This is a genomic window from Pantoea sp. At-9b (assembly GCF_000175935.2).
Classification (GTDB): Bacteria; Pseudomonadota; Gammaproteobacteria; order Enterobacterales; family Enterobacteriaceae; genus Pantoea.
This window is the reverse complement of the sequence record NC_014837.1, coordinates 1,995,947-2,021,518: the sequence shown is the minus strand read 5'-3', so window position 1 is coordinate 2,021,518 and position 25,572 is coordinate 1,995,947. Positions and strand designations below refer to the sequence as shown.

Sequence of the window (25,572 nt, the reverse complement as noted above, 5' to 3'; positions counted from 1 at the left end):
TCACGGCGCGATTTATCGCGCCGTGACGTATCATTGCTTCAGCAGTTGCTGTCCGGCGTTCTTCTCCAGTCGCCAGACATTGATCAGCGAACACGCCACCAGCAGCGATATGCCGATAAAGGCCACATTGACATCCGCCTGACCCGGCACCGTGCTGTCGCGCCATCCCATTGAGATGCGCATCAGCAGCGCCGAAATTGCGATACCCGCACTCATACTGAACTGGAAAAAGATACTGAAAATCACCGAGGCATCCGCCATTTTCTCCTGCGGCACGTCGGCGAAACCAAGGCTGTTGTAACAACTGAATTGCAGCGAGCGCGTCAGCCCACCGATAAACAAAATGGTAGCGATGGCGAAATAGCTCAGGGAGGGGCTAAGTAACACACAACTCAGGACCGCCAGCAGACTGATCAGGCCATTCCACAGCAAGATGCGCCGGAAACCAAAACGGTTCATCAGCCAGGTGGTGGCCGGTTTCATCGCCAGATTCCCGGCAAAAACCCACAACACCATCGAACCTGCCTGCACGGCGCTCCAGCCGAAACTGAGCTGAAACAGCAGCGGCAACAGGAAAGGAATGGCGTTGATCGACGCCCTGAAATACGACCCGGCAATTGCCGTGCTGCGGAAGGTGGGTATGGCGAGCGTACCAAACGGCAACAGCGGTGCCGGATGACGCAGGCTGTGGCGATAGCTCAGCACCGCGCTGGTCCCCCCCAGCAATATCAACAGTAATCCGCTGGTCAGTTCGCTGTGACCCAGCAGTTCCAGTCCGCTGACCAGCGTCACGCAGGCTAAGGCGGTATAGACAAAGCCCTGACCATCAAACGCGCGCGTCGCGTTGTTACGGCTTTGCGGCACCAGCCACCAGGTAGCAACCAGCGCCAGGATGCCTAACGGAATATTCAGCCAGAAGATCCACGACCAGTGTCCGTAAGTGACGATAAAACCGCCAAGCGGTGGCCCCAGTACCGGCGCAATCAGTCCGGGCCAGGTAATCACGGCGATGGTTTTCACCATCTGCTTCTTTGCCGTCACCCCCAGTACCACCATGCGGCCAACCGGCACCATCAGCGCGCCGCCGATGCCCTGCAACACCCGGCTAAAGGTGAAAAATGGCAAGTTGTCGCTAACGCCACACAGCACCGACGCGAGGGTAAATAACAAAATCGCGGCGGCGAACAGGTTGCGCGCGCCAAATCGTCCGGCCAGCCAGCCGCTGATCGGGATAAATATCGCCACCGCTAATAAATAGGCACTGATGCCAACGTTCAGTGCCACCGGCCCAACAGCAAACTCTCGCGCCATTTGTGGGATGGCGGTGACAATCACCGTGGCATCAAGGTTTTCCATAAAGAAGGTCAGCGCCACCAACAGCGCCAGCCAAAGCGTGCTGCCAGCCGGGGCGGAGGGTTGCGACGAAGGGTGTGGCATTCCGTTGGCGTCCTGTTCAGGTCAGAAAATACGTGCAGAATTCCACACCTTAGCATGTTGCAGCACGATTTATCGCACCCCGGCTTAAAACACGCGCGATAAATCGCGCCGCTACAGTGCCAACCACCGTACCGCCACATCCAACAACACCTGGGCACCGGCGCTGACGTGCTCCGGCTCCGCCCACTCTTCCGGGGCATGGCTGATACCCGCGCGACAGGGAATAAAAATCATCGCCGACGGGCAGATCGCCGCCAGATAACGCGCATCATGCCCGGCGGCAGAAAGCAGTGGAATGGCCGGATAGCCGCGAGCATCAGCGGACTCGGCGATCCACTGCTGCAAACGTTGATCAAAGGCGTTCGGTGCCGCCTCGCTCAAACGCGTGATCGTGACATCACAGGGAGACGCCAGCTCGCCAATGCGCTGCTCGGTCTGCGCCGTGAGTTCTGTTAACCGCTGAGGGTGCGGATGCCGCAGATCGATGCGAAACGTCAGCTTATCCGGGATCACCGAAGGGGCATTGGGCTGCATCTCCAGCCGACCAATGGTAAACATCACCTGCGGGTCGGCCTCACCCACCGCTTGATACAGTTGCTGCGCCATACCGGTAAAACAGCGCAACACATCTCGCCGCGCCGTCATCGGCACCGTCCCGGCATGACCTCGTTCTCCTCGCAGCGTCACCTGCCAGGTCACTTTGCCCTGGATCCCCGTCACCACGCCGAGGGTCGCGCGCGCCTGCTCCAGTTGTGTCGCCTGCTCAATATGCGCTTCCAGATAGGCCGCGGGGGGATGCACACCAGAATAACGCGGCAGCGGCACGGCCTGCCGCAGATGATCCAGCGCCTGCCCCACGGCGATCCCCTGCGCATCGGTGACGGCGCGGATCGTTGCCAGCTCACGCGCCCCGGCGAAACAGGCAGAACCCATCATCCCCGGCGCAAACCGTGAACCTTCTTCATTCATCCACGATACCGCTACCACATCACAAACGGGCTGGATGCCGCCTGCGCGCAACACCGTCAGTACCTCCAGCGCCGCCAGCACACCGTACACACCGTCGAATCGCCCGCCGGTGGGTTGGCTATCCAGATGACTGCCCAGCAGCAACGGCGCAGCCTGCCGATCGATTCCGGGTAAAATGACAAACAAATTACCGGCCGCATCGCTGCACATCTCCAGATCGCTGGCCTGCGCCCAACGCAACATCAGCCGCCAGCTTTCTGCTTCCTCGCTGCTCAGCGCCTGCCGGTTGACGCCATCACCGGGTATCGCGCCGATCTGCGCCATCGCCATCAGCCGCTGCCACAGGCGTTCCGCGTTAATCTTCATACTTACTCCTTGTCCCGCCGGGCAATCAGTCGGTACGCATAATCTGCGCGGGATTGGCGCGCGGATCGCGCACGCCCCAGTGACCACTCTCCACCTGAGCAAAGAACTCTGCCAGTAACTGATTAAACAGCTGTGGCTCCTCCAGATTCAGCGTATGCCCGGTCTTGGGCAAGATCGCCAGTCCGGCGGCCGGCAGATGCTTTTTCAGGTACAACCCGGGTTGCAGGCAGTGATCGTCTTCATCCCCCACCATGATCAATACCGGCAACATCAGCGCTTTAATCTGCGCTTCCAGTTGATAAAACGCCGGTCGGCGCGCCTGCACGCCGCGCATGGTGAGCGAAGCACCCAGCGAGTCATGCTCTGCCAGGCGGTCGGCAAAACGTTGCCAACCCAGTGGGTCTTTGTTCTGGAACTGGACGCGGCTGGCCCCCAGCGCATAGGTCGGCGCGAACTGTTTGGCCCCCTGGCGGGCAAAGTTTTCACCGACTTGCAGTGAAACCTGGCGAAAATAGGCTTCGGTTTCCGGTTCACAACCGTAACCGGCACCGGCAATGATCAGTGACAGCGCGCGCTCTGGCGCATTCAGGCCAAAATGCAGTGCGGCAAACCCACCCATCGACAAGCCAACAATATGCGCCTGCGCGATACCCAGGCCATCCAGTACCGCCAGCGCATCCTCCACCGCCCGCTGTTGCGAATAGGCGTCCAGATCGTGCGGCACCGATGACGGTGGATAACCGCGCGCAGCATAGGTGATGCACTGGTAACGGCGGCTAAAGGCATGGATCTGCGGCTGCCAGCTATCATAATTGCCACCAAATTCGTGGATAAATAGAATCGGTGTCCCTGTGCCGTGGCATTCGACCCACAGCTGAACATCATCATTGGTGGTGATATACATGGAGTGATCCTCAGAATGGTTGGCGAAATTCACGTTGCTGCGCCGCCTGCGCCACCATATCCGGCAACAACGCGGCAAATTTCTCCGCCCAGGCGGCAGGTACGGTGGTGCTGACCTTGATAAAACGATCGCCGAAGGTGGCGGTGTGATAACCGCCATGGCGGATCTGAATACCCTGTTGCAGGTAGCACTCCACCAACGCTTCCGGGCGGATATCGGCCCCCGTCACATCAATCACCAGGAAATTGCCACCAGAGGGATAAACCGGCAGCGACAGACCCGGAACCCCGGCCACCGCCTCAGCGATGCGTGCTTTGTTACGTTGATCTTCCGCCAGCAGCGTCGCCATCCACTCGGCTTTCACCGTTAACCCGGCTTCAGCGGCACGCTGTGCCGGGACACTGGCCCCCAGCACGCCACCGTTGTAGGGTGCCAGCTCAGCCAGCAACGCCGGGGCGGCAATCAGCGCCCCAACGCGCAATCCCGCCAGCCCCAACCATTTGGAAAAACTCACCGACATCACCACCTGCTCGCTATCCAGTCCCAGCGCGGCGACATGCTGCGGCGCAAAATCGCGGTAGGTGCAATCATGGATCAACAACGCATTGTGGCGACGGGCAATGGCGATAAAGGCCTGCAACTCTTCGCGGCTGTAATGAATACCCAGCGGATTATTCGGGTCGACGAGATAAATCAAGGCGGTGTTGTCGTCCACCGCCGCCGCCAGCGCTTCCGGCGTCAGGCGATAGTGACAATCGGCATTCCAGATCGGGATTTGTATCACCTGCGCACCCATTTGCTCGGCAAACTGACACGGCCACTTCCAGCTGGGATCGGTGGTGACAAAGGTGGTGCCGGGACGACAGCGCGCGCGACACAGGGTCGCCAGCGCATTCACCCCACCATCGGTTACCATCGCCTCCACACCGCTGATGCCAATGTCGTCCACGATGGCACGCCGCAGCGACTCAAAACCGAGCGGTGGCGCATAGGCGTTAAATTCGGCGGCTGCCACCGAGGTATGCAGCGCCGCCTGCACCGCCGGATGGGGGGGTAAATGGTTGGTGTTCTGCCCCATCCAGATCAAGCCTTCAGTGGCAAACAGGCGATCGAACCAAGCGTTACGCGTATAGATATCAGACATGCTGCGCTCCCGGTTAGATGACCGATCCACGCGCAGCAATGCCGCCGTCGATAGTGATATTGGTGCCGCTGATGTAACCGGCGCGATCGGAAGACATAAACGCCACCAGATCCGCCACCTCTTCTGAGGTCGCCGGACGTTTGCCCGGATAAAGCGCGAACAGTTCTTCCCAGCGGGCTTCATCGCCCAGCATATCGATCGCTTTGCGTTTCATGATTTTCAGCATGCGATCGGTGGCCACCGGGCCAGGGTTGATACCAATCACGCGGATACCGTCATCAAGGCTGCGGCCTCCCAGCGCTTTGGTAAACGACATCAGCGCCGCATTGCCAGTACTGCCCGCGATGTAACTGGCATCCCAGTTTTCTCCCGAGTTACCAATCACATTGATGATCACGCCACTTTTCGCCGCTTTCATTTGCGGGTAATACAGACGGCACAGCGAAATGTAGCCAAAGACTTTGAGATCAAAGCCAGCGCGCCATGCCTGATCGTCGACGATATCCAGCGATCCGGCAGGGATATCACCGGCGTTGTTGACCAGGATATCAATCGCGCCAACTTCCGCCGCCAGTGATTCCATCGCCGCGGTCGAACTCAGATCTTTTTCATACACCGTCACGCTGACGCCATATTCCGCGATCAACGCCTGTTGCAGGTCGCGCATCGCCGCACCGTTGCGCGCCGCCAGATGCAAGGTACAACCTTCCGCTGCCAGCACGCGCGCCGTTGCTTCACCAATGCCTTTTGATGCACCGGTGATCAGTGCGCTTTTGCCGTTCAGATTCAATTTCATGTTGTGCTCTCCTGATTAGGTATACAAGACAAAGCAATTTGCATACCAGGAAAGTCAACAGCTGTCAGGAAAACCCGGCGATAAAGTCCACGAGGTCATCGCCTAACAAGGTTAAATGCTTGCGCATCGCGTCGTGCGCGGCATCCGCATCATTACGGGCAATCGCCTCCAGAATCGCGCCATGCTCCTCCAGGGTTTTATTCACGCGCCCCGGATGAAAGGTGACACGGCGGCGGTAGACACCCACGCGGTTACGTAAGGCGCGCGTCTCTTCCGCTAAAAATTCATTGCGGGCAAAGGCATAGATCGCCTCATGGAAATTGAGGTTCATATCATAAAAGGCCGCTGGCGAGATCGAGGTGCCCTGATCCGCCATCTGCTGTTGGATCTGCCGCAGTTGCGCCAGTTGATCCGGCGAAATTCGCCGTGCCGCAAGACGCGCGCACAGGCCTTCCAGCTCGGCCATCACCTGGAACATTTCCAGCAGCGTATTCATACTCAACGCCCGCACCATCACGCCCTGGCGGCCATTCAGATCCACCAGCCCATCTGCCGCCAGTAAGCGAAAGGCTTCACGTACCGGGGTGCGCGATACCTCAAAGCGCGCGGCAATTTCCTTTTCATCCAACCGCTTACCCGGTTCCAGTACGCCACTGGCGATCTCTTTTTCCAACGTCTGTTTCAGGCCATCCGCCAGCGACGTTCCCGTCAGACGGGAGAGGCTTTTTTGCTCACTCATGGTGCTTTTTGCTCGTCAGGTTGCACTGATATGATCCGTTTTGCATACCTTAACATCAAACAGGTATACATGCTTTATTTCACTTCATCGTGCGTATTGTCGCTGATTTCTGGCGTGGGTCAATGCCCTTTACGGAAGCTGGCACACATCCTGCAAGTCACCAACCGTAGCAAAGCCATTAAAAGGGCGATGCGATGTATACATAGAAGGATTACCAAGACATCACCAGGCTATTTGACACCCGAGACCAGAGGATAACCCCATGCCAAGACTCACCTCGCAGTTCGTCCGCCGTTGTCTGACAGGATTGCTGTGCACCGCGCTGCTCAGCAGCGTCGCGCAAGCGGCCCAGGAGAAAGTGTCCGTGCGCCTGAAATGGCTGGCGCAGGCGCAGTTTGCCGGTTTTTATGTGGCCAAAGCCAAAGGGTTTTATGAACAACAGGGGCTGGACGTCACCATCAATCCGGGTGGCCCGAACATTAACGTCGAGACTTTAGTGGCTTCCGGTGCCGATACCTTTGGCCTGGCGGGCGGCATGGAGAGCGTGTTGGCGGCACGTGAGAAAGGGTTGCCGATTGTCGCGCTGGCGATGTCACAACAGCGTACCCCGTTTGTTTTCGTCACCTATGCCGATTCCGGTATCAACAGCTTTAAAGATTTTAAAGGTAAGAAAGTGTCGGTGTGGTTTACCGGCGTGCAATATCCGCTGCTGGCCTCGCTCGGCGCGGCGGGTCTGAAGAAAGAGGATATTACCCTACTGCCGCAGTCGGTTTCGCTTAACCCGTTTATTGATAAGCAGGTCGATGTCGCGACCGTCACCCTGTACAACGAATACAACACCCTGAAAGAGAAAGGCGTTACTAACCTCAAACTGATCTCACCCGATGATGTCGGCGTCACCACTCAACAGGATGCGTTGATCACGTCAAAAGCGATGGTGGAAAAACACCCTGAACAGGTACAGGCGTTTGTGAATGCCACGCTGGAAGGCTGGCAATACGCGCTGACTCACCGTGCTGAAACCATCGATATTCTGATGAAAACCAACCCGAGCCTCAACCGTCAACATCAGGTCGCGATGCTCGATAGCGTCGCCAAACTGATGTACCCGCAAGGATCGCCAGGGCTGGGCAATGTCGATATGCCGAAAGCCGAGAAGATGATGAAGCTGCTGGTGCAGTACGGCGCACTGAAGCAACCGGTGGATGTGAATCAGACCTTTGATCTCAGCTTCTGGCAACAGGTCCCGACGCAATACAAAACCCTTAACTGATATCTGCACGGAGAAGCCTGATGACCGTGGCACCGAAAAAACATCTGCCGTTGTTGCAGTTGGATAATTTATGGAAACGCTTTGGCGATGCGCAGCAACCGGTGATCGCCGTCTCAGGCGTCAATCTGACGGTGAATGAAGGCGAATTTGTCACCCTGGTCGGCCCTTCCGGCTGTGGCAAGTCGACGCTGTTTAACATGATTGCGGGCCTGCTTGATCCCGACAGCGACGGCGCGATCCTGTTTAAAGGCCAGTCGCAGCAGGATGGCGAGCTGTTGGGCAAAGTGTCGTTTATGCCGCAACGCGATCTGCTGCTGCCGTGGCGCACCATCATGGATAACGCGATTCTGGCGCTGGAGTGTGAAGGCGTGCCGCGTAAAGAAGCGCGCAAACGCGCCGAGGCGCTGTTTCCCAGCTTTGGTCTGAGTGGTTTTGAGCAAAGCTATCCGCATCAACTCTCCGGCGGGATGCGTCAGCGCGTGGCGCTGATGCGGACCTTCCTGTTTCAGCGTGATCTGATGCTGCTGGATGAACCCTTTGGCGCGCTCGACGCTCTGACCCGCACCCTGATGCAGCGCTGGCTGCTGAATCTGTGGGAGCAGAACCGCCGCACCATTCTGTTTATTACCCACGATATTGATGAAGCGATTTTCCTTGGCAGCAAAGTGGTGGTGATGAGCGCGCGTCCCGGCACCATCAAATGTATTGAGCCGATTGAGCTGCCACGCCCACGCACCCCGGACATCGTCACCTCCGCCGAGTTTATCGCCATTAAAAAACGGCTGCTGGACGCAATCGAGGAGGAGAGCATGAAGTCGTTTCGCTTTACCCAGCATGAGGCGCAATCATGACCAAACGCCTGCTGACTCACCCGCTGATGGTCACAGTGTTGCTGGTGCTGTTGTTCTGGCAAGGCAGCGTCACGCTATTTTCCATCAGCCCGCGTTATCTGCCGTCGTTACTCATGGTTGCGCAGGATATCCGGGCTAACGCCGATCAACTGCTGGTCAGTACCGGACGCACCGCGCTGGAAACCCTGCTCGGTTTTGCCCTGGGATCGGCCTTTGGCGTGGCCTGCGGCATCCTGTTTTTTTACGTCAGCTGGATCGATCGCGCCTGGTTTCCGTTGTTTGTGGTGTCACAAACCGTACCGGTGATCGCCTTTGGCGCGCTGGTGGTGATTTGGTTCGGTAATACCTTGTTCGCCAAGGTGATGATCGCCTTTTATTTGACGTTTCTCCCGGTCACGTTAAATACCAAACGCGGGCTGCAAATGGTCGATCCATTACATATCAGCCTGCTGCGCAGCTTTGGTGCCAGTGGCCTGAAGCGTTTTCTGGTGTTGCACTTCCCCGCCGCCGCCCCCGCGATTTTCGTCGCCCTGAAACTGGGGATCTCTCTGAGCCTGGTCGGCGCGATTGTCGGTGAATGGTTCGGCGATACGGTGGGCCTTGGCGTGCTGTTGATCCAGTCGATGTACAACGAAGACGTGGTGCGTATGTGGACGCTGATCGTCATCTGTGGGCTGACCGGCGCGTTGCTGTATGGCGTGGTGGAGCGCTGCGAGAGGAAACTGGCATGGTGGGGAAAATAACCGTGACACGCAAACTTCTGCCGCCGCTGGTCGGCGTGCTCAGCCTGATCCTGTTGTGGGAAGGCAGCATCTGGTTGTTCAACATCCAACCCTTTGTACTGCCCTCGCTGCATAGCATCGTGCTGGCGATTATCAACAACGGCAGCAGCCTGTGGATTTCCATGGGCTGGACGCTGGTAGAAGCCTTAAGCGGCTTTGTCCTTGGGCTGCTGGCCGGTCTGGCGCTGGCGATACTCATGACGGTGTTTCGCACGCTGGAAGCGATGCTGCTGCCGCTGGCGGTGGCGATTAACTCGGTGCCAACCGTGGCGTGGATTCCTCTGGCGCTGATCTGGTTTGGTATGGGCGCGCTGTCGAAAATCGTGCTGGTGATCCTCGCGGTCAGCTTTGTGATTCTGGTGAACAGCCTGCATGGGTTGAAGCAAGCCGACCCGCAGATGATCAATCTGATGCGCAGCTTTGGTGCCAGCCGCCTGACCATCATGCGCAAACTGCAACTCCCCGCCGCGCTACCCAACATCGTCAGTGGCCTGCGCGTGGGCCTGGTGCGCAGCATTATCGTCGCCATCGTCGCGGAAATGCTCGGCGCGTACCAGGGTATCGGCTGGACCATTTTCCAGTCCACACAGCAGGTGGATCTGCTTACCGTCTGGGCCGCCGTCGTCGTCTCTTCACTGGTCAGCATCGCGCTCTATGGCCTGCTGGCCTGGCTCGACACAACCTTTATCTGGTGGAAATAATCATGACGCAAACCGAACAGCAACTCCGTATTCAGCTTGCCGCCTGTTACCGGCTGGTGGCGCATTTCGGCATGGATGACTTGATTTATAACCATATCTCGGTGCGCCTGCCGGGGCCGGAGCACCATTTCCTGATCAACCCGTATGGGCTGTTTTTTTCTGAAATTACCGCCTCCAGCCTGATCAAAATCGACCTGGAAGGCCATGCGCTGGAAGCAAGCGACTATGAAGTAAACCGCGCCGGGTTTGTGATCCACAGCGCGATCCACGCCGCGCGTGAAGACGCCATCTGCGTGTTGCATACCCATTCGGATGCCGCGACGGCGGTGTCGGCGCTGGAAGAAGGGTTACAGCCGGTGAGCCAGTTTGCCATGCATTTCTGGAATCGCCTCGGTTACCACGCCTATGAAGGCGTGGCGCTGGATACCGACGAGCGGGCACGACTGGTGCGCGATCTCGGTCCGCATCAGGTGATGGTGCTGCGCAACCACGGCATTCTTGCCGCCGGTCGCACCATCCCGGAAGCCTTTATGCTGGCCTATTACTTCGAACGTGCCGCCCGCATTCAACTGATGGCTCAGGGGAGCGGCAGCAAGCTGTTGTTGCCACCGGAAGCCGTCTCCGAAAAAGCCGCCCGTCAGTTTAACCAATGTGAAGGGGATATCCGCCTGCGTGGTGAGCGTGAGTGGCCCGCCTTTATCCGTCTGCTGGACAAACTTGATCCCAGCTATCGTCAGTAAACATTCAGGAGGTTACCGATGTTAGAGTTACGCCCGTTGACAGACCATATCGGCATGGAAGTACTGAACGTCGATGCCACGCAGCCGATTGATCCCGCCACCTTTACCGCGTTGCGCGACGCACTGAATACCCACTCGGTGCTGTTATTACGTAATCAGCCGGTGACGGAAGCCCAGCATGTCGCGTTTGCGCGTGAGTTTGGCGAGCTTCAGGTGCATGTGCTGAGCCAGTATCTGACCACCCCCTACCCGGAGCTGTACGTGTTATCGAATGTGAAGCAGGACGGCAAACCGATTGGCAACCATAAAGAGGGCTGGAACTGGCACTCCGACTGGTCTTATTACGAGGTACCCTGCTTTGGCTCGGTGCTGCACGCGGTGGAAGTGCCACCCGTCGGCGCGGATACGCTGTTTTCCTCGATGTTTGCGGCTTATGATGCGTTGGACGACGACACCAAACGTCTGATCCAGCCGCTGAGCGCGGTGCACTCCTACTCCACTTACTACGCCAAAGCCTTTGCCGATCGTGAGCCGCTAAGTGCCGAGCAAAAAGCCGCCACACCGGATGTGGTACATCCGCTGGTACGTCGCCATCAGGAAACCGGGCGGCCTTCGCTGTTTGTTGGACAGGACATTGTTAAAGAGATCGTCGGCCTGACACCGGAAGAGAGCACAGCGCTGCTGGCGCGTCTTAATGCGCATGCCATCAGCGAAACCTTTACCTATCGCCATAAGTGGCAGGCGCACGATCTGCTGATCTGGGACAATCGCTGCACCATGCACCAGGCGACCCCCTATGACGATGTTGCTTACCGTCGCGTGATGCATCGCGCCACGGTGAAAGGCAGCGAACGTCCACAGGCGATGGTGTAAATCATGGCGCAATCCGGCGAACGACTGCATCGGGCGTTGCTACAGGCATATAAGCAACGTCATCTGAATAGCCTGAGCTGGCTGGCTGCTGAATCCGCGCTGGCACTTGCCGCTGCTGGCAGCGATGCGCCGCTTGCCGGTTTGCCGTTGGTGGTTAAAGACAACATTGATGTCGCAGGTATGCCGACCAGCATCGGCACGGCGCTGCTGGCGGAAGAACCTGTCAGCCACAGCGCCGAATTGATCGTCCGCCTGCAACAGGCAGGCGCGATTATTATCGGCAAAGCCAACATGCATGAGCTGGCTTCCGGTACCAGCGGGTTGAATGCAGCACGGGGCGATGTGCGACACCCGTTTCTGCCTGGCCGAGTGGTGGGCGGCTCCTCCAGCGGCAGTGCGGCCGCAGTAGCCGCGGGCATTGTCCCGGCCAGCATCGGCACCGACACCGGCGCATCGGTGCGGCTTCCCGCCTCTTTCTGCGGGTTGATCGGTTTTCGTCCTTCGCTGTTGCGTTATCCACAACAGGGCATCGCACCGATCTCGCTCAGTCGCGACACCGCCGGTATTCTGGCGCAGCGGATGGATGATGTGCTGGCGCTGGATAGCGCTATCAGCGGCGAATCCGACCACCCCACGGTGGCGCTGGCTGATTTACGCCTTGGCGTACCGCGTGCGCATTTCTGGCACGGTTGTGAGCCTGCGGTGGCAGCAGCGGCGGAAGCGGTATTGCAGCAACTGCGCGATCGTGGCGTCACCTTGATCGAAGTGGAAATCGCCCAAGTAGCCCAACTGGCAGTGCAAGCCGGGTATCCTCTGGCCTCATTTGAGATGCTGCGCGACCTACCGCGCTATCTGCAACAACGCGGTAGTCAGTACAGTTTTGCCGAGTTGAAACAGGCGGTGCAAAGCCCCGATGTGCAGGCATTGTTAGCCGATGCCGCCACGGTCAGCATGGAGCAATATCATGCGGCGATTACGCACTGGAAACCGCTGCTCACCGCTCGCTATCAGGCGGTTTTCCAGCAACATCAGCTTGATGGCCTGATTTTCCCTACCGTCCCGTTGTTGCCGCCCCCGCCAGCAAAAGCCAACACGTTGTTTCGTCAGCTGATTGCCAATTGCGAACCGGCCACCGTGGTGGGCCTGCCGTGTATCAGCCTGCCGCTGGCGCAGACGCCTGATGGCATTCCGGTGGGTATCGAGTTGCAGTTTGCCGCGGGTGAGGATCGGCGATTGCTGGCAGTGGCAAGCGTCCTGCTGGCCCGCTAGCAACGAAAAAAGGCGGAGTGGTCAGCTCCGCCTTGATTCAAGTTCCGGTCAGTGCGCCTGGCCGGTCAGTTGCAAAAGGGCAACGATGATCTGCAAGATAACCCGGACTAAGTCCAACAGTAATCTGACAAGTTCCATCACTTTCCTTCTCCTGTGACAGGAGCGCGCCTTACAGCATTCGGGACTTTGACTCCACCCGCCGAACGCCTTAGCACATCTGTGATGAGTGCTGAGCGGCGCTCATTGTGAAAGCCACAGGCCAGCACCACCTGATACCTGCCGGGATTTTGACAATCCGCGCCCCTGGGAGTCATCAGTAAGCAATGAGATCACGCCCGGCACTCAACACCTGTATAACCATACAGTATATTCTCCAAACTTGAAATCTTTCTCTGCACAATTTATGATTCGCCTTGTGATGAGTGCTGAGCACCCCGTTCACCACACGGTTACCAGCCGATGAGTGAACAAAAAAAAAGGATTTGGCGTTGCTGCCAAATCCTTTTTTATTGCCCGGCGTTTAGCCGCGCTCTCAGGACTTATCGGCCGGTAATGTCACCCAATACCCCGGCTGATACGGCAGCGGCAGGAATTTCTCGTGAAATTCACGGAAGGTCGCGTCCGGATCGAGATCGGCAAACAGCGCCGGATGCAGCCACTTCGCCAGTGCCTGAATGGCGACAAACTGGTATGGGCTGTCGTAGAACTGATGCCAGATCGCGTGGGCATTACCGTTGTGCGCCACCGGCAGGGTTTTAAATGCATCACGCATCATCAACGTGCGCAGACGCGCTTCGGCTTCTTGCGTGTCAGCCCCTGGCCCCACACCGACCCATTTACCCACGGTGTTGTAGTTCTTCCAGTTGGCTCCGGTCACCACGACCACTTCCGGCTGACTGGCGATAATCTGTTCGGGGTTCAGGGTACCAAAGGTGCCCGGAATCAGATCCTTCGCGATATTACTGCCTCCCGCCAGCTCGACCATCTGACCAAAGTTCTCGTTGCCAAATGACATGCAGCACTCGTCGGTATAACCCCCGGCCCGGTCGATCATCACTTTCGGGCGTTTGCCGTTAAAGTTCTTCAGGCGATCGGTCACTTTGGCAATCGCAGCGCGGCGGAAAGCGATAATCTCTTCCGCGCGCTGTGGCTTATTGACCAGCTCCCCCATGATGCGGATGCTCTGCTCGGCATGCTCCATCGGCTTTTCACGAAAATCGATAAATACCACCGGAATGCCCACCGCCTGCAACTTCTCGATCAGTTTGCCTTCATCGGTCGCGGCTTTGGATTCAAGGTTCATCAGCACCAAATCGGGTTTCAACGTCAGCGCCTGCTCAACGTTGAAGGTGCCATCTTTTGCACCACCAAACGTGGGTAACTGCTTGATCTGCGGATAGCGTTTTTCATAGGCCATGTAGCCATCGTAATCCGCCTTGTGGAAATCATCGCGCCAACCCACGACACGCTGGAAAGGCGCTGTGGTATCGAAGGCCGCCAGCAGGTACATCTGCCGTCCTTCACCCAAAATGATACGTTTTGACTCCTGCGCGACTTCCACCTGCCGTCCGGCCACATCGGTAATAACCTTGGCGGACGCATGACAGGCGACCGTCAGTAACCCCAGCGCTAACATCCAATTCTTCATGTGATCTACCCATACAAATGATAATGATTATTATTAATGCATTTCGCGGCGTCACTATTACCTGGCGCAAGCAAAATGAAAAGCCTCGGCGACACATTTTTTTACATCCAGCACGCTGTGTCGCCGCTCACAAAACGCCCGGCTTTCGTGAAAACCCTCACAACACCCCATGCAATTGCCCAATTTATCGCCGCCATTTACCGCATTTTGGCTAATGCGTTAACCAAAGGTGAACGCTAGATTAAAAAATGAAACAACGTTTTAATTTATTTTTAACGCCCAGGCATGGGCATGGACATGTGTTACCGGAGGAGTTGCCGTGAAGATCAGCGCCATTGATGTCACCCTGTTCAGTTACCCCACCCGTCGCGTATCCGACAGCGCCGGGCATTCGCATCCCGGGCCGGAGAGCGATGCGCAACTGGCAATGCTTACCCTGACCAGCGAAGACGGCCACTGCGGCTATGCCTTCGCCCCGGCGGAGGTGGTACGACCGCATGTGGTCAACGCCTTCTTCCGCAAAGTGCTGCTGGGGCAAAATGCCTTTGATCGCGAGCGGTTATGGCAGGAGTTGGTGCACTGGCAACGTGGCAGCGCCCACCAGTTAACGGAACGCGCCCTGTCGGCGGTGGAACAGGCGTTATGGGACCTGATTGGCCGTAAATTACAGCTTCCGGTACACAAACTGCTCGGCGGCTACCGTGAAAAAATTCCCGCCTATGGCAGCACCATGTGTGGCGATCAACTGCCGGGTGGCTTATCAACCCCCGATGAATACGCGCAATTTGCCGAGCAACTGGTAGCACGCGGCTATCGTGCTATCAAGCTGCATACCTGGATGCCGCCCGTGTCGTTTGCTCCCAGCCCGACCATGGATATCAAGGCCTGTGCGGCGGTGCGTGAAGCGGTTGGAGCGGATATCGCCCTGATGCTGGATGGCTACCACTGGTACAGCCGCAGCGATGCCCTCACCATCGGCAAGGCGCTGGAAAAACTCAACTTCACCTGGTTTGAAGAACCGATGGAAGAAGAGAGCATGGCGTCTTATGCCTGGCTGGCAGAGAACCTGAGCATTGATGTGCTCGGCCCGGAAAGCCTTGGCGGCAAACATCACAGCCGCGCTGACTGGGTACGAGCGGGTGCCTGCGACATTCTGCGTGCCGGTGCCAACGGCGTGGGCGGTATCGCTGCCACCCTGAAAGTCGCCAGTCTGGCCGAAGCCTTTGGTATGGACTGTGAAGTCCACGGCAACGGTGCCGCCAGCCTTGCGGTGGTGGGTGCCATCCGTAATTGCCGCTGGTACGAACGCGGCTTGCTGCATCCGTTCCTCGACTACGAACACCCCCCTGCATATCTCAACAGCCTGGTCGATCCGATGGATAACGACGGCTTTGTTCATCTGCCAACCCGACCCGGACTGGGCGAGGATATTAATTTCAGTTGGATTGAAACCCATACCCTGAATCGCTGGTAACACACCGACACAAGCAGTACGGCAAACAACAATAAACCTCTGACCTGCTGGACTTTGCTTATGAATCTTTTGCTCCGTTGCACAGCGTGCTGCATAGCGCTGCTGCTGGCGGCCAGCCCCGGTTTGCGGGCCGCCACGCCGGATGATCAGTTGATCGTCGGCATGAATATGAACAACCTGTTGACCCTCGATCCCGCCGCCATGACTGGCAATGAAGTGGTCGGTATCGTGGTGAATTTGTATGACGGGCTGGTGGAGCTGGACCCTCGCCAGCTCACCCACGTGCGTCCGGCGCTGGCGGAACGGTGGGAAATCAGCCCTGATCATCGTCAGCTCACCTTTCACTTACGTGACAATGTCACCTTTCATTCCGGTAATCCGCTCTCCAGCGCCGATGTGGTGTGGTCGATGCGCCGGGTATTGCACTTGAATCTGGCGCAGGCGTCGGTGTGGAAATCCTACGGTTTCAGCAAAGACAATGTTGACCAGATGATCACCAACCCGGACGCACGCACCGTGATCTTGCGTCTGCCGAAAGCCAACGATCCGATGCTGGTGCTGTATTCACTGGCAGCGCTCGGCAGCATGGTGGTACTGGACAGCAAAACCGTGCAGGCGCATGCCAGCAACGGTGACTGGGGCAACCGCTGGCTAACCACCCATGAAGCCGGATCCGGTCCGTTCCGCCTTGATGTCTGGCAGGCGAAAGACGTACTGCGCATGAACCGCGATCCTGACTACTGGCGTGGCGCGCCGAAATTGTCGCGCGTGGTGTTCCGCCATTTACAGGAATCGCAGACACTGCGCCTGATGATGGAAAAAGGCGATATCGATATTGCCAGCAATATGGCCATCCCGGATGTCAAAGCGCTGCGCCACGATGCGGATCTCACCGTCGATGCGGTGCCAAAAGGCACGATTTACTATCTGGCGATGAGTATGAAAGACCGGCATTTCGCCAATGCCAAAGTGCGCGAGGCGGTACGCTATCTGGTGGATTATCAGGGGATCAATAAAAGCCTGCTGGCCGGTTATGGTGAACTGCATCAGCGTCCTATCCAGGCCGGGATGCCTGCCACGTTGCCGGACCCGGGTTATACGCTGGATATTCGCCGCGCCAAAACGTTGCTGGCGGAGGCCGGTTATCCTGACGGGTTTGATACCACCCTGCGCGTGCTGGCTGACCAGCCATTTCTCAATATCGCCATCGCCATTCAGTCGACGCTCATGCAGGGCGGCATTCGCGCCAAAATCATCACCGGCACCGGCAACCAGATCTACGGAGCGATGCGTGAACGGCAGTTCAACCTGCTGGTCGGGCGTGGCGGCAGCGGCGTGGAACCCCATCCCCACTCCAGCCTGCGTTCGCTGGTCTACAACCCAAACAACGCCGATAGCGCCAGACTGACCAATTTTCAGGGCTGGCGCACCGGTTTCTACGACGCCCAACTCAACCAGATGATCGACCAGGCCCTGCTGGAGCGTGACAGCGCCCGTCAGCAGCAGGATTACTTCGCCATTCAACGCCGCTACGACCAACTGATTCCGGCGTTGATGCCGATTTCACAAATGGTCGATTCCGTGGTGGTCAATAACCGGGTGCAGGATTATGTCCCACACCCGTCCGCCACCACCTTCTTACGTGACGTGTGGAAAACCCCGGATAGCCTGGCGGGAGGTACACCATGAAACTGACGCGAAGCCACTGGCGGCGCATCCGTAGCCGTGGATTGCAGGTGTTGATCACCCTGATGGGGCTGCTGCTGTTGACCTTTTTTATTGGCCGCGTGATGCCGCTCGATCCGGTACTGGCGATTGTCGGACCAGACGCCGATCACGCCACTTATCAGCAGGTTTATCACCAGCTTGGCTTTGATAAACCCCTGTGGGTGCAGTTTGCTATCTACCTCAATGGCCTGCTGCACGGCAATCTCGGCATGGCGCTACTGACCGGCCAGCCGGTGGTCAACGATATCCTGCGCGTCTTCCCGGCGACGGTGGAACTGGCGACGCTGGCGATTGTGATTGGCACCGGGTTGGGCGTGCCGCTCGGCGTTTGGGCGGCAGCCCGGCGCAATGGCGTGGTGGATTACATGGTGCGCATTATCAGCCTCGCGGGCTACTCCACCCCGATTTTCTGGGTGGGTATGGTCGGGCTGCTGCTGTTCTATGCCCATCTGGGCTGGGTCGGTGGGGCCGGACGGGTGGATTTCAGCCTCGACGGTGTGGTGCCACGTCGCACCGGGCTGTTGTTGGTTGATGCCTTACTGGCCGGTAATGGCAGCGTATTCGCCAGCGCGCTCAATCACCTGATCCTGCCCGCTTCCCTGCTTGGCTTTCACTCGCTGGCATATATCAGCCGCATGACGCGCAGTTTTATGCTGGCACAACTGTCGCAGGAGTTCATCCTGACGGCTCGCGTGAAGGGGCTGACCGAGTGGCAGGTGATCTGGCAACACGCCTTTCGCAATATCCTGGTGCAGTTGTTGACGGTGGTAGCGCTGGCCTACGGATCGCTACTGGAAGGCGCAGTGCTGATCGAAACGGTGTTTTCCTGGCCGGGATTTGGTTCTTATCTCACCGGCAGCCTGATGCTGGGCGATATGAATGCGGTGATGGGCTGCGTGCTGGTGGTCGGCCTGATTTTTGTCCTGCTCAACCTGGTTTCTGACCTGCTTTATCAGGTATTCGACCCGAGGACTAAAGTATGACGATTTCGCTGGATACCCCTCACACCAGCGCGGCGCAGGAGCGCCTGGCACGTTGTCGCCGTCTGGCGCGGCGCAGCGGCCAGTTTCTCTGGCGGATGGCCTGCAATCCGCTCACCGCGATTGGCGGCGCGATCATCCTGCTGTTGCTGGTGACGGCGTTATTTGCGCCATGGATCGCGCCTTACCACCCGCTGATTCAGGATCTCAATAACGCCCTCAGCCCCCCCAGTGCGCAGCACTGGTTTGGCACCGATGAGTTTGGTCGCGATATCTTTAGTCGCCTGGTGTGGGGGGCACGCATCACGCTGTATATCGTGCTGCTGGTGTCGGTCACGGTCGGGCCGCTTGGCCTGCTGCTCGGTGTGAGCGCCGGTTATTTTGGCGGCAAGGTGGATAGCGTGCTGATGCGCGTCACCGATATCTTTATCTCCTTCCCCAGTCTGGTGCTGGCACTGGCTTTTGTCGCCGCACTCGGCCCTGGTCTCGAACATGTGGTGATCGCCATTACCCTGACCGCCTGGCCGCCGATCGCCCGTCTGGCCCGTGCCGAAGCGCTGTCACTGCGTCAGGCCGATTTTATCTCTGCGGTGCGTTTGCAGGGGGCCTCACCACTGCGGGTGCTGTGGAAACATATCGTCCCGTTGTGCCTGCCGTCGGTGATTATCCGTATCACCATGAATATGGCGGGCATCATTCTGACCGCCGCCGGGCTGGGCTTTCTTGGCCTTGGCGCACAGCCCCCCGATCCCGAATGGGGCGCGATGATCGCCAGCGGACGCAGCTACATGCTGGAGTGCTGGTGGGTAGTGACGGTGCCGGGTCTGGCGATTCTGGTGAACAGTCTGGCGTTTAATTTCTTAGGAGATGGCTTACGTGACATCCTCGATCCCCGTAGCGAGTAAGGCCCAGCCCTTGCTGGATGTAGACGATTTACAGGTCAGTTTCGCTCATGGACGCCAGCTCACCCCGGCGGTACGCGGCGTTTCCTTCCAGCTTGGGCAGGAGAAACTGGCGATTGTTGGTGAATCCGGTTCCGGTAAATCCACCGTTGGCCGCGCCCTGTTGCAGTTGCATCCACGCAGCGCACGCATTACCGCGCAGCGCATGCACTTTGCCGGGTTGGATTTGTTGCACGCCACCCCGGCTGAGATGCGTGCCATCCGCGGGAAACGTATCTCGATGATCATGCAGGACCCGAAATACTCCCTTAACCCGGTGGTGCGCATTGGCGAACAGATTGCCGAAGCCTGGCGCAGCCATCATCCCGGCCAGCGAGACGAGGCGCGACAACGCGCGCTGGCGATGCTGGAGGTGGTGCGCATCCGCGATCCTGAGCGGGTGTATCAACTCTATCCGCACGAAATCTCCGGTGGACAGGGGCAACGCGTGATGATCGCCATGATGCTGATTACCGACCCGGAGCTGGTGATCGCCGATGAACCCACTTCGGCGCTGGATATTTCGGTGCGCTTACAGGTGCTGGGATTGCTGGATGATCTGGTGAAGCAACGCGGACTGGGACTGATTTTCATCAGCCACGACATCAATCTGGTGCGCCATTTTTGTGACCGGGTACTGGTGATGTACGCCGGACGCGTGGTCGAGTCATTAGCTGCCGCCGAGTTGCATCAGGCACAGCATCCCTACACCCAGGGGCTACTGGCGGCGCTGCCCGATATCGACCAGCGCCGCCCCCGACTGCCGGTGCTGCAACGTCAGGCCAGTTGGCTGCAACCTTAAGGAGAACGCATGAAACCGATGATCGGGGTACAGCATCTTAACCTCAGTTTTGGCGAAGACGAGCAGCGCCATCAGGTGTTGTTTGACGTTAACCTCGCGGTACGGGAAGGTGAAATCTTCGGCCTGGTGGGCGAATCCGGTTCCGGCAAAACCACGGTGCTCAAGTGCCTCGCCGGATTGTTTACTCACTGGCAAGGTGAGTTAATGATTGACGGGCAAGCGCTGGCACACCGCATTACGCGACCGCTGTGTCGCAAAGTGCAAATGGTGTTTCAGGACCCTTACGGTTCGCTGCATCCGCGTCATACCCTTGGCGATATTCTTGAGGAGCCATTGCACATTCATGGCATCGGTCAGCGGCAACAACGGGTGGTCGCCATGCTGGAAAAGGTCGGTCTGAACCGTGCCTGGCAGACGCGCTATCCCCATCAGCTTTCCGGCGGCCAGCGCCAGCGCGTGGCGATTGCCCGCGCCCTGATCCTGGAACCGCGCGTGTTGCTGCTGGATGAGCCGACCTCGGCGTTGGATGTGTCGGTGCAGGCGGAAATCCTCAATTTACTGAGTGACTTGCAGCAACAGGAACATTTGACCTACCTGATGGTCACCCACGATCTTGGGGTGGTGGCTCACCTGTGCCATCGTGTTGCGGTGATGCAACATGGCAAAGTGCTCGAAACGCTGGATGTGGATGCGTTGGTGGCGGGACAGGCGGCGGTGCCGTATACGCAGATGCTGGTGGAGGCGAGTCGACATCCGGAGATAGCTGCGGTTTGATGCCCGGCGGCCTTCTGCCCTCACCCCAGCCCTCTCTCGCAAGCGGGAGAGGGAGATGTGCTATATGCTCGATCGGTCCCCTCTCCCGCAAGCGGGAGAGGGAGATGTGCCGCAAGCGAGAGAGGAAGATGTGCCATATGCTCGATCGGTCCCCTCTCCCGCTTGCGGGAGAGGGTTAGGGTGAGGGTTAACGCGCCACCACCTCACGCACAAAACGCACAATCTCGTCGTTCTGCCCATGTTCGAACAGACAATGTTGCAGGCGCGGGCCGCTCAGCGCGGTTTTCACCAGTTCAGGATCAATCGCGCGCAATGTGTCGAGATAATGTTCTTTGACCACCGCCGCTTTGACCTGGTTAAGGATACCGGCGTTACGCACCTGCGGCTCTTTGCGCTCTGGTGGATAACCCAAACCTTTCTCACCGGTGAAGGCTTTCTCGAAGATAAAGCGCAGGTTGAGTTCCGCACCCCAGCCAAAGCCTTTGGCGAAGGGCAGCGACAAGGCATTGCCGTTGTTGATTTGGGCAAACAGATAGGCATCCGCCGGATCGATGCAGTAGCCACACACCACGCCGGGATGGATATTCAGCGACATCAACGCGCCCTGCCCGGTGCCACAACCGGCGACCACAAAATCCACCGCGTTGCTGTTCAGCAGCACGCTGGCCATGATGCCGAGGTGAATATAGGTCAGATGATGATCCTGCTCGTCGCTCATGCCGACGTTAAACACCTGATGGCCCAGCGGTTGTGCCACCGTCTCCAGTTGAGTTAACACGGTGGCGTTTTTCGCCGCCTGGCTGTTTTCCATCATTAACGCGATTTTCATGATCCATCCTTCAGATTAAATTGAAACACCGTTTCATTTTAATCAAAGATGATTAAAATGCAGCACTGAAATGCCTTTTTGCTTGTGAGTTATGTCACACAACTGCGAGGAATGACGATGTTTATCTACCGCAATGCCACGCAGGTTGAGGATTTGGGAAATGGCGTGACCCGCCGGGTACTGGCACACGGTGGCCGCATGATGGCGGTTGAGGTCAGTTTTGCAACTGACGCGATTGGCCCGCTGCATCACCATCCGCATGAGCAGTTGACCTATGTGCTCTCCGGGCGCTTTGCCTTCACCATCAACGGCGTAACCAAAGAAGTCAGCGCCGGTGACACCCTGTATAAAGCGCCAAATGTGGTACACGGTTGTGTCTGCCTGGAAGCGGGCACGCTGCTGGATACCTTTACCCCGCAGCGTGAGGATTTCCTCGCGGCAGGCGATTAAACAATATCATCCACCACGCCACCATCGACGCGCAGCGCAGCACCGGAGGTGGCTGAGGCCTGGGTGGAGCAGACATACACCACCATGTTCGCCACTTCCTCCACCGTGGCGGCACGCTGGATCACCGAACTCGGGCGTTGGCTCATGACAAATTCTTTCCCCAACGTCTCCAGCGATTTACCGGTGCGCTTCACCTCATCCGCCATCATGGTGGCAAAACCATCCGACATCGTCGGGCCAGGCAACACGCTATTCACGGTGACGCCGGAACCGGCCACCACTTTCGCCAGACCGCGCGCCAGTGAAAGCTGCGCGGTTTTGCTTACGCCGTAATGCACCATATCAGCCGGAATATTGCGCGCGGATTCGGACGAGATAAACACCACGCGTCCCCAACCTTTCTTCACCATCGCCGGGAGCAAAGCGCGTGACAGCCGTACCCCGGACATCACGTTGGTCTGCCAGTAGGCTTCCCAGGTCTCATCGTCGGTGGCAAAGAAATCTTTCGGGCCAAAGATCCCGGCGTTATTTACCAGAATATCGATGGCAGGCAGTCCGTGCAGCAACGTATCAACGCCCTGTGCGCTGCTGAGGTCAGCAATATGGGTATGGATTTTGGCCCCCACCACGGCAGCATTGAGTTTTTCCCGCGCCCGGCTGACCGACGCTTCACTCCGCCCGTTCAGCACCACTTCCGCCCCGCTTTCAGCCAGCCCCTGAGCAATGGCAAACCCGATGCCGCCCGTGGACGCCGTGATTAACGCTGTTTTGCCGTGTAGATCGATTTTCATCACATTCTCCATGTTAGTTACGATACCTGCACACGATCGAAAAGCCTGGTCGATGCGCCGCGCACTGCATTAACGAAACATGCTTTGTAACCAAAGAGTTTGCCAATAGCGCAGCAAACGCAGCCACACTCAATGCTTTCACTCCCGTGGGACCACATCATGAAAACCCTTGCCTTTGCCGCACCGGGTGCGATGGGCGCGGCAGTTGCGGCGGTGCTGACCCAGCACGGCGCGCGCGTCATCAGCCCGTTAAGCCAGCGATCTGCCGATTCACAACAACGCGCCCAGGCCGCGCACATTATCGATGCCAGTGAAGCGGCGCTGTGTGACGCCGACATTATTTTCTCCATTCTGCCCCCGGAATTTGCCCTGAGCTGGGCGCAGCAGATGGCACCGCATCTCCAGGCAGCGACCCGCAAACCGCTGTACGTCGATTGCAATGCCATCAGCCCGGAAACCCTGCAACAGGTGGCCGCGGTGATTGAAGCCACCGGTACGCCCTTTGTCGATGGCGCGATTATCGGGCTGCCGCCCGGCGAGCAAAATCCTGGCGGTCCACGCTTTTGGTTTTCCGGTCCCCATGCCAGCCAGTTAGCGGATTTGAGTGAACTGGGCCTGCGGGTACGGATTATGCAGGCAGAAAACGGCGCGGCATCGGCACTGAAAATGTCCTACGCCGGGATCAATAAAGGGATCATCCTGCTGGTGTCGGCCATGCTGATTAACGCCAGTCGTGTTGGCGCAGCGCAGGCATTGCATGAAGAGATGGCGGAGAGTCAGCCACAGATCCTGAAAAGAATGAAAAAAGCCGCCCCGGACATGCTGCCAAAAGCCTGGCGCTGGGCGGCTGAGATGGATGAAATCGCGACGCTGAATCAGGGTGAACTGGCCACCGATCGTCTGTATCAGGCCTTGGGCGAGGTATGCCGCCAACTGGCTGCCGACCGCAAAGGCGATCAGCAACTGAGCGCCCTGCTGGCGGCATTCTTTCAGCCCGATGCGGATAACGCTCGCGTCGACTGACGCTGGAGTTGTCGTTGCAACCATGCCTGCGCGGCGGCCGCATCCGGCGCGCGGGCATCCAGTTGCAACACCGGCCCCAGTGCCATTGGCTGCGCCCGCTCTGCCAGTTGTCGCAGTTCGGGCAGATACTCTGCCCCCGGATGTCCCGGCATCCGCTGTTCCAGACGCGCCTGATAGCGTGCCACCACCTCATCCGGGGTGATCGCCATCCATAGCTCCAGCACCCGCGTCACGCCAGCCTGTTGCAATCCTTCCTCCAGCACCGCTTTGGGTTGAAAACCAAACCAGGCATCAATCAGCCAGACGCAACGGGCCGGTGCCTGACCGACGATCTTCCAGATTGCCTGATACGCCGCACAACCGAGCTGGCGGTTGCGCAGGCGATCCACCGGCGCGAAGCTGGCCATAAACGGCTCTTTCAGGCTATCCAGCGTCAGGATCGGCAGGCCAAACTGCTGAGCCAGTGCGCGTGCCAGCGTGCTCTTACCGGAGGCCGGAATGCCGTTGACCAGTACCACACATTTTTCTTCAGTGGGGGTTGTCATAGGATATCTATTACCTCCGCCACACTGCTGGCCTTGCGCAGCCGCACCAGCGTCTCCTCATCCTCCAGCATCGTGACAATCGCGCGGATGCCCTCCTCGATATGCGCATTGCTGTCACGTGCGCCAAACATAATGACGATATCCGCCTTGTCGCTGCCGTCGAACGAAACCGGTTCCGCCAACACAATCAGGCTAAAGCAATCCTTCAACACCCCGGTTTCTGGTCGGGCATGGGGAATGGCAATCCCTTCTTCAAACACGTAATACGCACCGTGCGTCAGGGTGTTGGCGATCACCGCCTCGGGATAAGAGGCGTTAACATAGCCGCCCTGCACCAGTGGCCGGGCTGCAAGGCTGATCACTTCCCGCCAGTCGCGGCTGGCAATCCCCACCTGGATCGCGTTCGCCTCCTGCAACAGTTGTTTGATGCTCATGCCGCCTCCTTAAATCGATTTGCGGATGGTATTACGCAGCTCATCGATTTTGACGAACAGCGGATCAATCTCCTGACGAAAGCGACGACTTTTGGCAAATAAACTTAATGCCCGATTATATTCCAGCATTAATTGTTTTTGCGTGTCACCCGCCCGTGGATTATTTGCCAGCTGTTGCTCCAGCGCGCTTATTTTCTCGCTGATACTTTCAGCCTGACGATCTATTTCCTGTTGATCCTGCCCGTTATTTTCCGGGACTTTTTTCCTGAATCCAAACATAGCGTCTCCTGCCCCGAGTGGCACCAGGGC

The 25,572-nt window shown here is 58.0% G+C and carries 28 protein-coding genes; 16 read left to right on the top strand and 12 right to left on the bottom strand.

Features of this window, described 5'->3' with window-relative positions; translation table 11 throughout:
• Positions 1-30: 30 nt before the first annotated feature.
• The 6 genes from PAT9B_RS09270 to PAT9B_RS09245 all read right to left on the bottom strand — a co-directional run bounded on the left by PAT9B_RS09270 (position 31) and on the right by PAT9B_RS09245 (position 6,355).
• Positions 31-1,437: an MFS transporter gene (locus PAT9B_RS09270; RefSeq protein WP_013508997.1), complete on the bottom strand. Its 1,407-nt coding sequence runs from the start codon at positions 1,435-1,437 to the stop codon at positions 31-33.
• Positions 1,438-1,548: 111 nt separating this feature from the next.
• A complete protein-coding gene (locus PAT9B_RS09265; protein WP_013508996.1) occupies positions 1,549-2,772 on the bottom strand; it encodes a hydantoinase/carbamoylase family amidase in 1,224 nt (407 codons plus the stop codon).
• Between the two features lie 25 nt (positions 2,773-2,797).
• On the bottom strand, positions 2,798-3,676 hold the full coding sequence (locus PAT9B_RS09260) for an alpha/beta fold hydrolase (RefSeq protein ID WP_013508995.1): 879 nt from the start codon (positions 3,674-3,676) through the stop codon (positions 2,798-2,800).
• A gap of 10 nt (positions 3,677-3,686) precedes the next feature.
• Positions 3,687-4,820, bottom strand: coding sequence for a pyridoxal phosphate-dependent aminotransferase (locus PAT9B_RS09255; protein ID WP_013508994.1), 1,134 nt, complete (start codon positions 4,818-4,820; stop codon positions 3,687-3,689).
• Positions 4,821-4,833: 13 nt separating this feature from the next.
• Positions 4,834-5,616 carry an SDR family oxidoreductase gene (locus PAT9B_RS09250; RefSeq protein ID WP_013508993.1) on the bottom strand — a complete coding sequence of 261 codons (783 nt, stop codon included), beginning with the start codon at positions 5,614-5,616 and terminating at the stop codon, positions 4,834-4,836.
• A 64-nt stretch (positions 5,617-5,680) separates the two neighbouring features.
• The gene (locus PAT9B_RS09245) at positions 5,681-6,355 is read right to left on the bottom strand and encodes a GntR family transcriptional regulator (RefSeq protein ID WP_013508992.1); all 675 of its coding nucleotides are present in this window, start codon (positions 6,353-6,355) and stop codon (positions 5,681-5,683) included.
• Positions 6,356-6,617: 262 nt separating this feature from the next.
• Here PAT9B_RS09245 and PAT9B_RS09240 point away from each other — a divergent pair, with 262 nt between their 5' ends.
• The 7 genes from PAT9B_RS09240 to PAT9B_RS09210 are packed head-to-tail and all read left to right on the top strand — an operon-like array spanning position 6,618 to position 12,844.
• A complete protein-coding gene (locus tag PAT9B_RS09240; protein WP_013508991.1) occupies positions 6,618-7,628 on the top strand; it encodes an ABC transporter substrate-binding protein in 1,011 nt (336 codons plus the stop codon).
• A gap of 20 nt (positions 7,629-7,648) precedes the next feature.
• Complete coding sequence (locus PAT9B_RS09235; protein ID WP_013508990.1) at positions 7,649-8,479, top strand: ABC transporter ATP-binding protein; 831 nt, start codon at positions 7,649-7,651, stop codon at positions 8,477-8,479.
• The gene (locus PAT9B_RS09230) at positions 8,476-9,222 is read left to right on the top strand and encodes an ABC transporter permease (protein ID WP_013508989.1); all 747 of its coding nucleotides are present in this window, start codon (positions 8,476-8,478) and stop codon (positions 9,220-9,222) included. The genes PAT9B_RS09235 and PAT9B_RS09230 overlap by 4 nt, the downstream gene beginning before the upstream one ends.
• Positions 9,223-9,224: 2 nt before the next feature.
• On the top strand, positions 9,225-9,962 hold the full coding sequence (locus tag PAT9B_RS09225; RefSeq protein WP_223300468.1) for an ABC transporter permease: 738 nt from the start codon (positions 9,225-9,227) through the stop codon (positions 9,960-9,962).
• Positions 9,963-9,964: 2 nt separating this feature from the next.
• Complete coding sequence (locus PAT9B_RS30250) at positions 9,965-10,702, top strand: class II aldolase/adducin family protein (protein WP_013508987.1); 738 nt, start codon at positions 9,965-9,967, stop codon at positions 10,700-10,702.
• 18 nt (positions 10,703-10,720) lie between these two features.
• The gene (locus PAT9B_RS30245) at positions 10,721-11,575 is read left to right on the top strand and encodes a TauD/TfdA family dioxygenase (RefSeq protein ID WP_013508986.1); all 855 of its coding nucleotides are present in this window, start codon (positions 10,721-10,723) and stop codon (positions 11,573-11,575) included.
• A 3-nt stretch (positions 11,576-11,578) separates the two neighbouring features.
• Positions 11,579-12,844 (top strand): amidase family protein, encoded by a 1,266-nt coding sequence (locus tag PAT9B_RS09210; protein WP_013508985.1) that lies wholly within the window; start codon positions 11,579-11,581, stop codon positions 12,842-12,844.
• A gap of 532 nt (positions 12,845-13,376) precedes the next feature.
• On the opposite strand, the gene PAT9B_RS09205 is transcribed toward PAT9B_RS09210, so the two are convergent.
• Complete coding sequence (locus tag PAT9B_RS09205; protein ID WP_013508984.1) at positions 13,377-14,492, bottom strand: ABC transporter substrate-binding protein; 1,116 nt, start codon at positions 14,490-14,492, stop codon at positions 13,377-13,379.
• 75 nt (positions 14,493-14,567) lie between these two features.
• Between PAT9B_RS09205 and PAT9B_RS30910 the strand changes: the two genes are divergently transcribed.
• From PAT9B_RS30910 to PAT9B_RS09170, 7 genes are all read left to right on the top strand, one after another.
• On the top strand, positions 14,568-14,732 hold the full coding sequence (locus PAT9B_RS30910) for a hypothetical protein (RefSeq protein ID WP_190274647.1): 165 nt from the start codon (positions 14,568-14,570) through the stop codon (positions 14,730-14,732).
• Between the two features lie 79 nt (positions 14,733-14,811).
• The gene (locus tag PAT9B_RS09195) at positions 14,812-15,966 is read left to right on the top strand and encodes a mandelate racemase family protein (RefSeq protein WP_013508983.1); all 1,155 of its coding nucleotides are present in this window, start codon (positions 14,812-14,814) and stop codon (positions 15,964-15,966) included.
• 60 nt (positions 15,967-16,026) lie between these two features.
• A complete protein-coding gene (locus PAT9B_RS09190; RefSeq protein WP_013508982.1) occupies positions 16,027-17,655 on the top strand; it encodes an ABC transporter substrate-binding protein in 1,629 nt (542 codons plus the stop codon).
• A complete protein-coding gene (locus tag PAT9B_RS09185; RefSeq protein WP_013508981.1) occupies positions 17,652-18,677 on the top strand; it encodes an ABC transporter permease in 1,026 nt (341 codons plus the stop codon). Before PAT9B_RS09190 ends, PAT9B_RS09185 begins: the two co-directional genes overlap by 4 nt.
• Complete coding sequence (locus PAT9B_RS09180; RefSeq protein WP_013508980.1) at positions 18,674-19,579, top strand: ABC transporter permease; 906 nt, start codon at positions 18,674-18,676, stop codon at positions 19,577-19,579. The genes PAT9B_RS09185 and PAT9B_RS09180 overlap by 4 nt, the downstream gene beginning before the upstream one ends.
• The gene (locus PAT9B_RS09175) at positions 19,551-20,417 is read left to right on the top strand and encodes an ABC transporter ATP-binding protein (protein ID WP_013508979.1); all 867 of its coding nucleotides are present in this window, start codon (positions 19,551-19,553) and stop codon (positions 20,415-20,417) included. Before PAT9B_RS09180 ends, PAT9B_RS09175 begins: the two co-directional genes overlap by 29 nt.
• 18 nt (positions 20,418-20,435) lie before the next feature.
• Positions 20,436-21,191, top strand: a complete 756-nt coding sequence (locus PAT9B_RS09170; protein WP_190274661.1) for an ABC transporter ATP-binding protein — start codon at positions 20,436-20,438, stop codon at positions 21,189-21,191.
• A gap of 187 nt (positions 21,192-21,378) precedes the next feature.
• On the opposite strand, the gene PAT9B_RS09165 is transcribed toward PAT9B_RS09170, so the two are convergent.
• Complete coding sequence (locus PAT9B_RS09165) at positions 21,379-22,020, bottom strand: RpiB/LacA/LacB family sugar-phosphate isomerase (RefSeq protein WP_013508977.1); 642 nt, start codon at positions 22,018-22,020, stop codon at positions 21,379-21,381.
• Positions 22,021-22,137: 117 nt separating this feature from the next.
• On the opposite strand from PAT9B_RS09165, the gene PAT9B_RS09160 reads away from it, so the two are divergent.
• The gene (locus PAT9B_RS09160) at positions 22,138-22,470 is read left to right on the top strand and encodes a cupin domain-containing protein (protein ID WP_013508976.1); all 333 of its coding nucleotides are present in this window, start codon (positions 22,138-22,140) and stop codon (positions 22,468-22,470) included.
• On the opposite strand, the gene PAT9B_RS09155 is transcribed toward PAT9B_RS09160, so the two are convergent.
• Positions 22,467-23,261 (bottom strand): SDR family NAD(P)-dependent oxidoreductase, encoded by a 795-nt coding sequence (locus tag PAT9B_RS09155; protein WP_013508975.1) that lies wholly within the window; start codon positions 23,259-23,261, stop codon positions 22,467-22,469. The two genes, PAT9B_RS09160 and PAT9B_RS09155, sit on opposite strands and share 4 nt — an antisense overlap.
• A 159-nt stretch (positions 23,262-23,420) precedes the next feature.
• Here PAT9B_RS09155 and PAT9B_RS09150 point away from each other — a divergent pair, with 159 nt between their 5' ends.
• The gene (locus PAT9B_RS09150) at positions 23,421-24,284 is read left to right on the top strand and encodes an NAD(P)-dependent oxidoreductase (RefSeq protein WP_013508974.1); all 864 of its coding nucleotides are present in this window, start codon (positions 23,421-23,423) and stop codon (positions 24,282-24,284) included.
• Here the strand turns inward: PAT9B_RS09150 and PAT9B_RS09145 are convergent.
• Genes PAT9B_RS09145 through PAT9B_RS09135 form a run of 3 tightly spaced genes read right to left on the bottom strand, consistent with a single transcriptional unit; the run spans position 24,251 to position 25,542 of the window.
• Positions 24,251-24,829, bottom strand: coding sequence for a hypothetical protein (locus PAT9B_RS09145; RefSeq protein ID WP_013508973.1), 579 nt, complete (start codon positions 24,827-24,829; stop codon positions 24,251-24,253). The genes PAT9B_RS09150 and PAT9B_RS09145 overlap by 34 nt on opposite strands.
• Positions 24,826-25,263: a PTS sugar transporter subunit IIA gene (locus PAT9B_RS09140; RefSeq protein WP_013508972.1), complete on the bottom strand. Its 438-nt coding sequence runs from the start codon at positions 25,261-25,263 to the stop codon at positions 24,826-24,828. The genes PAT9B_RS09145 and PAT9B_RS09140 overlap by 4 nt, the downstream gene beginning before the upstream one ends.
• 9 nt (positions 25,264-25,272) lie before the next feature.
• Positions 25,273-25,542: a hypothetical protein gene (locus PAT9B_RS09135; protein ID WP_013508971.1), complete on the bottom strand. Its 270-nt coding sequence runs from the start codon at positions 25,540-25,542 to the stop codon at positions 25,273-25,275.
• Positions 25,543-25,572: the final 30 nt, after the last annotated feature.

Coding starts and splice junctions, on each gene's coding strand:
- PAT9B_RS09140 (WP_013508972.1), bottom strand. CDS start 25,263: ATGAGCATCAAACAACTGTTGCAGGAGGCGAACGCGATCCAGGTGGGG.
- PAT9B_RS09260 (WP_013508995.1), bottom strand. CDS start 3,676: ATGTATATCACCACCAATGATGATGTTCAGCTGTGGGTCGAATGCCAC.
- PAT9B_RS09255 (WP_013508994.1), bottom strand. CDS start 4,820: ATGTCTGATATCTATACGCGTAACGCTTGGTTCGATCGCCTGTTTGCC.
- PAT9B_RS09240 (WP_013508991.1), top strand. CDS start 6,618: ATGCCAAGACTCACCTCGCAGTTCGTCCGCCGTTGTCTGACAGGATTG.
- PAT9B_RS09190 (WP_013508982.1), top strand. CDS start 16,027: ATGAATCTTTTGCTCCGTTGCACAGCGTGCTGCATAGCGCTGCTGCTG.
- PAT9B_RS09210 (WP_013508985.1), top strand. CDS start 11,579: ATGGCGCAATCCGGCGAACGACTGCATCGGGCGTTGCTACAGGCATAT.
- PAT9B_RS09250 (WP_013508993.1), bottom strand. CDS start 5,616: ATGAAATTGAATCTGAACGGCAAAAGCGCACTGATCACCGGTGCATCA.
- PAT9B_RS30245 (WP_013508986.1), top strand. CDS start 10,721: ATGTTAGAGTTACGCCCGTTGACAGACCATATCGGCATGGAAGTACTG.
- PAT9B_RS09205 (WP_013508984.1), bottom strand. CDS start 14,492: ATGAAGAATTGGATGTTAGCGCTGGGGTTACTGACGGTCGCCTGTCAT.
- PAT9B_RS09245 (WP_013508992.1), bottom strand. CDS start 6,355: ATGAGTGAGCAAAAAAGCCTCTCCCGTCTGACGGGAACGTCGCTGGCG.
- PAT9B_RS30910 (WP_190274647.1), top strand. CDS start 14,568: ATGAAAAGCCTCGGCGACACATTTTTTTACATCCAGCACGCTGTGTCG.
- PAT9B_RS30250 (WP_013508987.1), top strand. CDS start 9,965: ATGACGCAAACCGAACAGCAACTCCGTATTCAGCTTGCCGCCTGTTAC.
- PAT9B_RS09230 (WP_013508989.1), top strand. CDS start 8,476: ATGACCAAACGCCTGCTGACTCACCCGCTGATGGTCACAGTGTTGCTG.
- PAT9B_RS09185 (WP_013508981.1), top strand. CDS start 17,652: ATGAAACTGACGCGAAGCCACTGGCGGCGCATCCGTAGCCGTGGATTG.
- PAT9B_RS09165 (WP_013508977.1), bottom strand. CDS start 22,020: ATGAAAATCGCGTTAATGATGGAAAACAGCCAGGCGGCGAAAAACGCC.
- PAT9B_RS09135 (WP_013508971.1), bottom strand. CDS start 25,542: ATGTTTGGATTCAGGAAAAAAGTCCCGGAAAATAACGGGCAGGATCAA.
- PAT9B_RS09170 (WP_190274661.1), top strand. CDS start 20,436: ATGATCGGGGTACAGCATCTTAACCTCAGTTTTGGCGAAGACGAGCAG.
- PAT9B_RS09155 (WP_013508975.1), bottom strand. CDS start 23,261: ATGAAAATCGATCTACACGGCAAAACAGCGTTAATCACGGCGTCCACG.
- PAT9B_RS09150 (WP_013508974.1), top strand. CDS start 23,421: ATGAAAACCCTTGCCTTTGCCGCACCGGGTGCGATGGGCGCGGCAGTT.
- PAT9B_RS09270 (WP_013508997.1), bottom strand. CDS start 1,437: ATGCCACACCCTTCGTCGCAACCCTCCGCCCCGGCTGGCAGCACGCTT.
- PAT9B_RS09180 (WP_013508980.1), top strand. CDS start 18,674: ATGACGATTTCGCTGGATACCCCTCACACCAGCGCGGCGCAGGAGCGC.
- PAT9B_RS09265 (WP_013508996.1), bottom strand. CDS start 2,772: ATGAAGATTAACGCGGAACGCCTGTGGCAGCGGCTGATGGCGATGGCG.
- PAT9B_RS09145 (WP_013508973.1), bottom strand. CDS start 24,829: ATGACAACCCCCACTGAAGAAAAATGTGTGGTACTGGTCAACGGCATT.
- PAT9B_RS09235 (WP_013508990.1), top strand. CDS start 7,649: ATGACCGTGGCACCGAAAAAACATCTGCCGTTGTTGCAGTTGGATAAT.
- PAT9B_RS09160 (WP_013508976.1), top strand. CDS start 22,138: ATGTTTATCTACCGCAATGCCACGCAGGTTGAGGATTTGGGAAATGGC.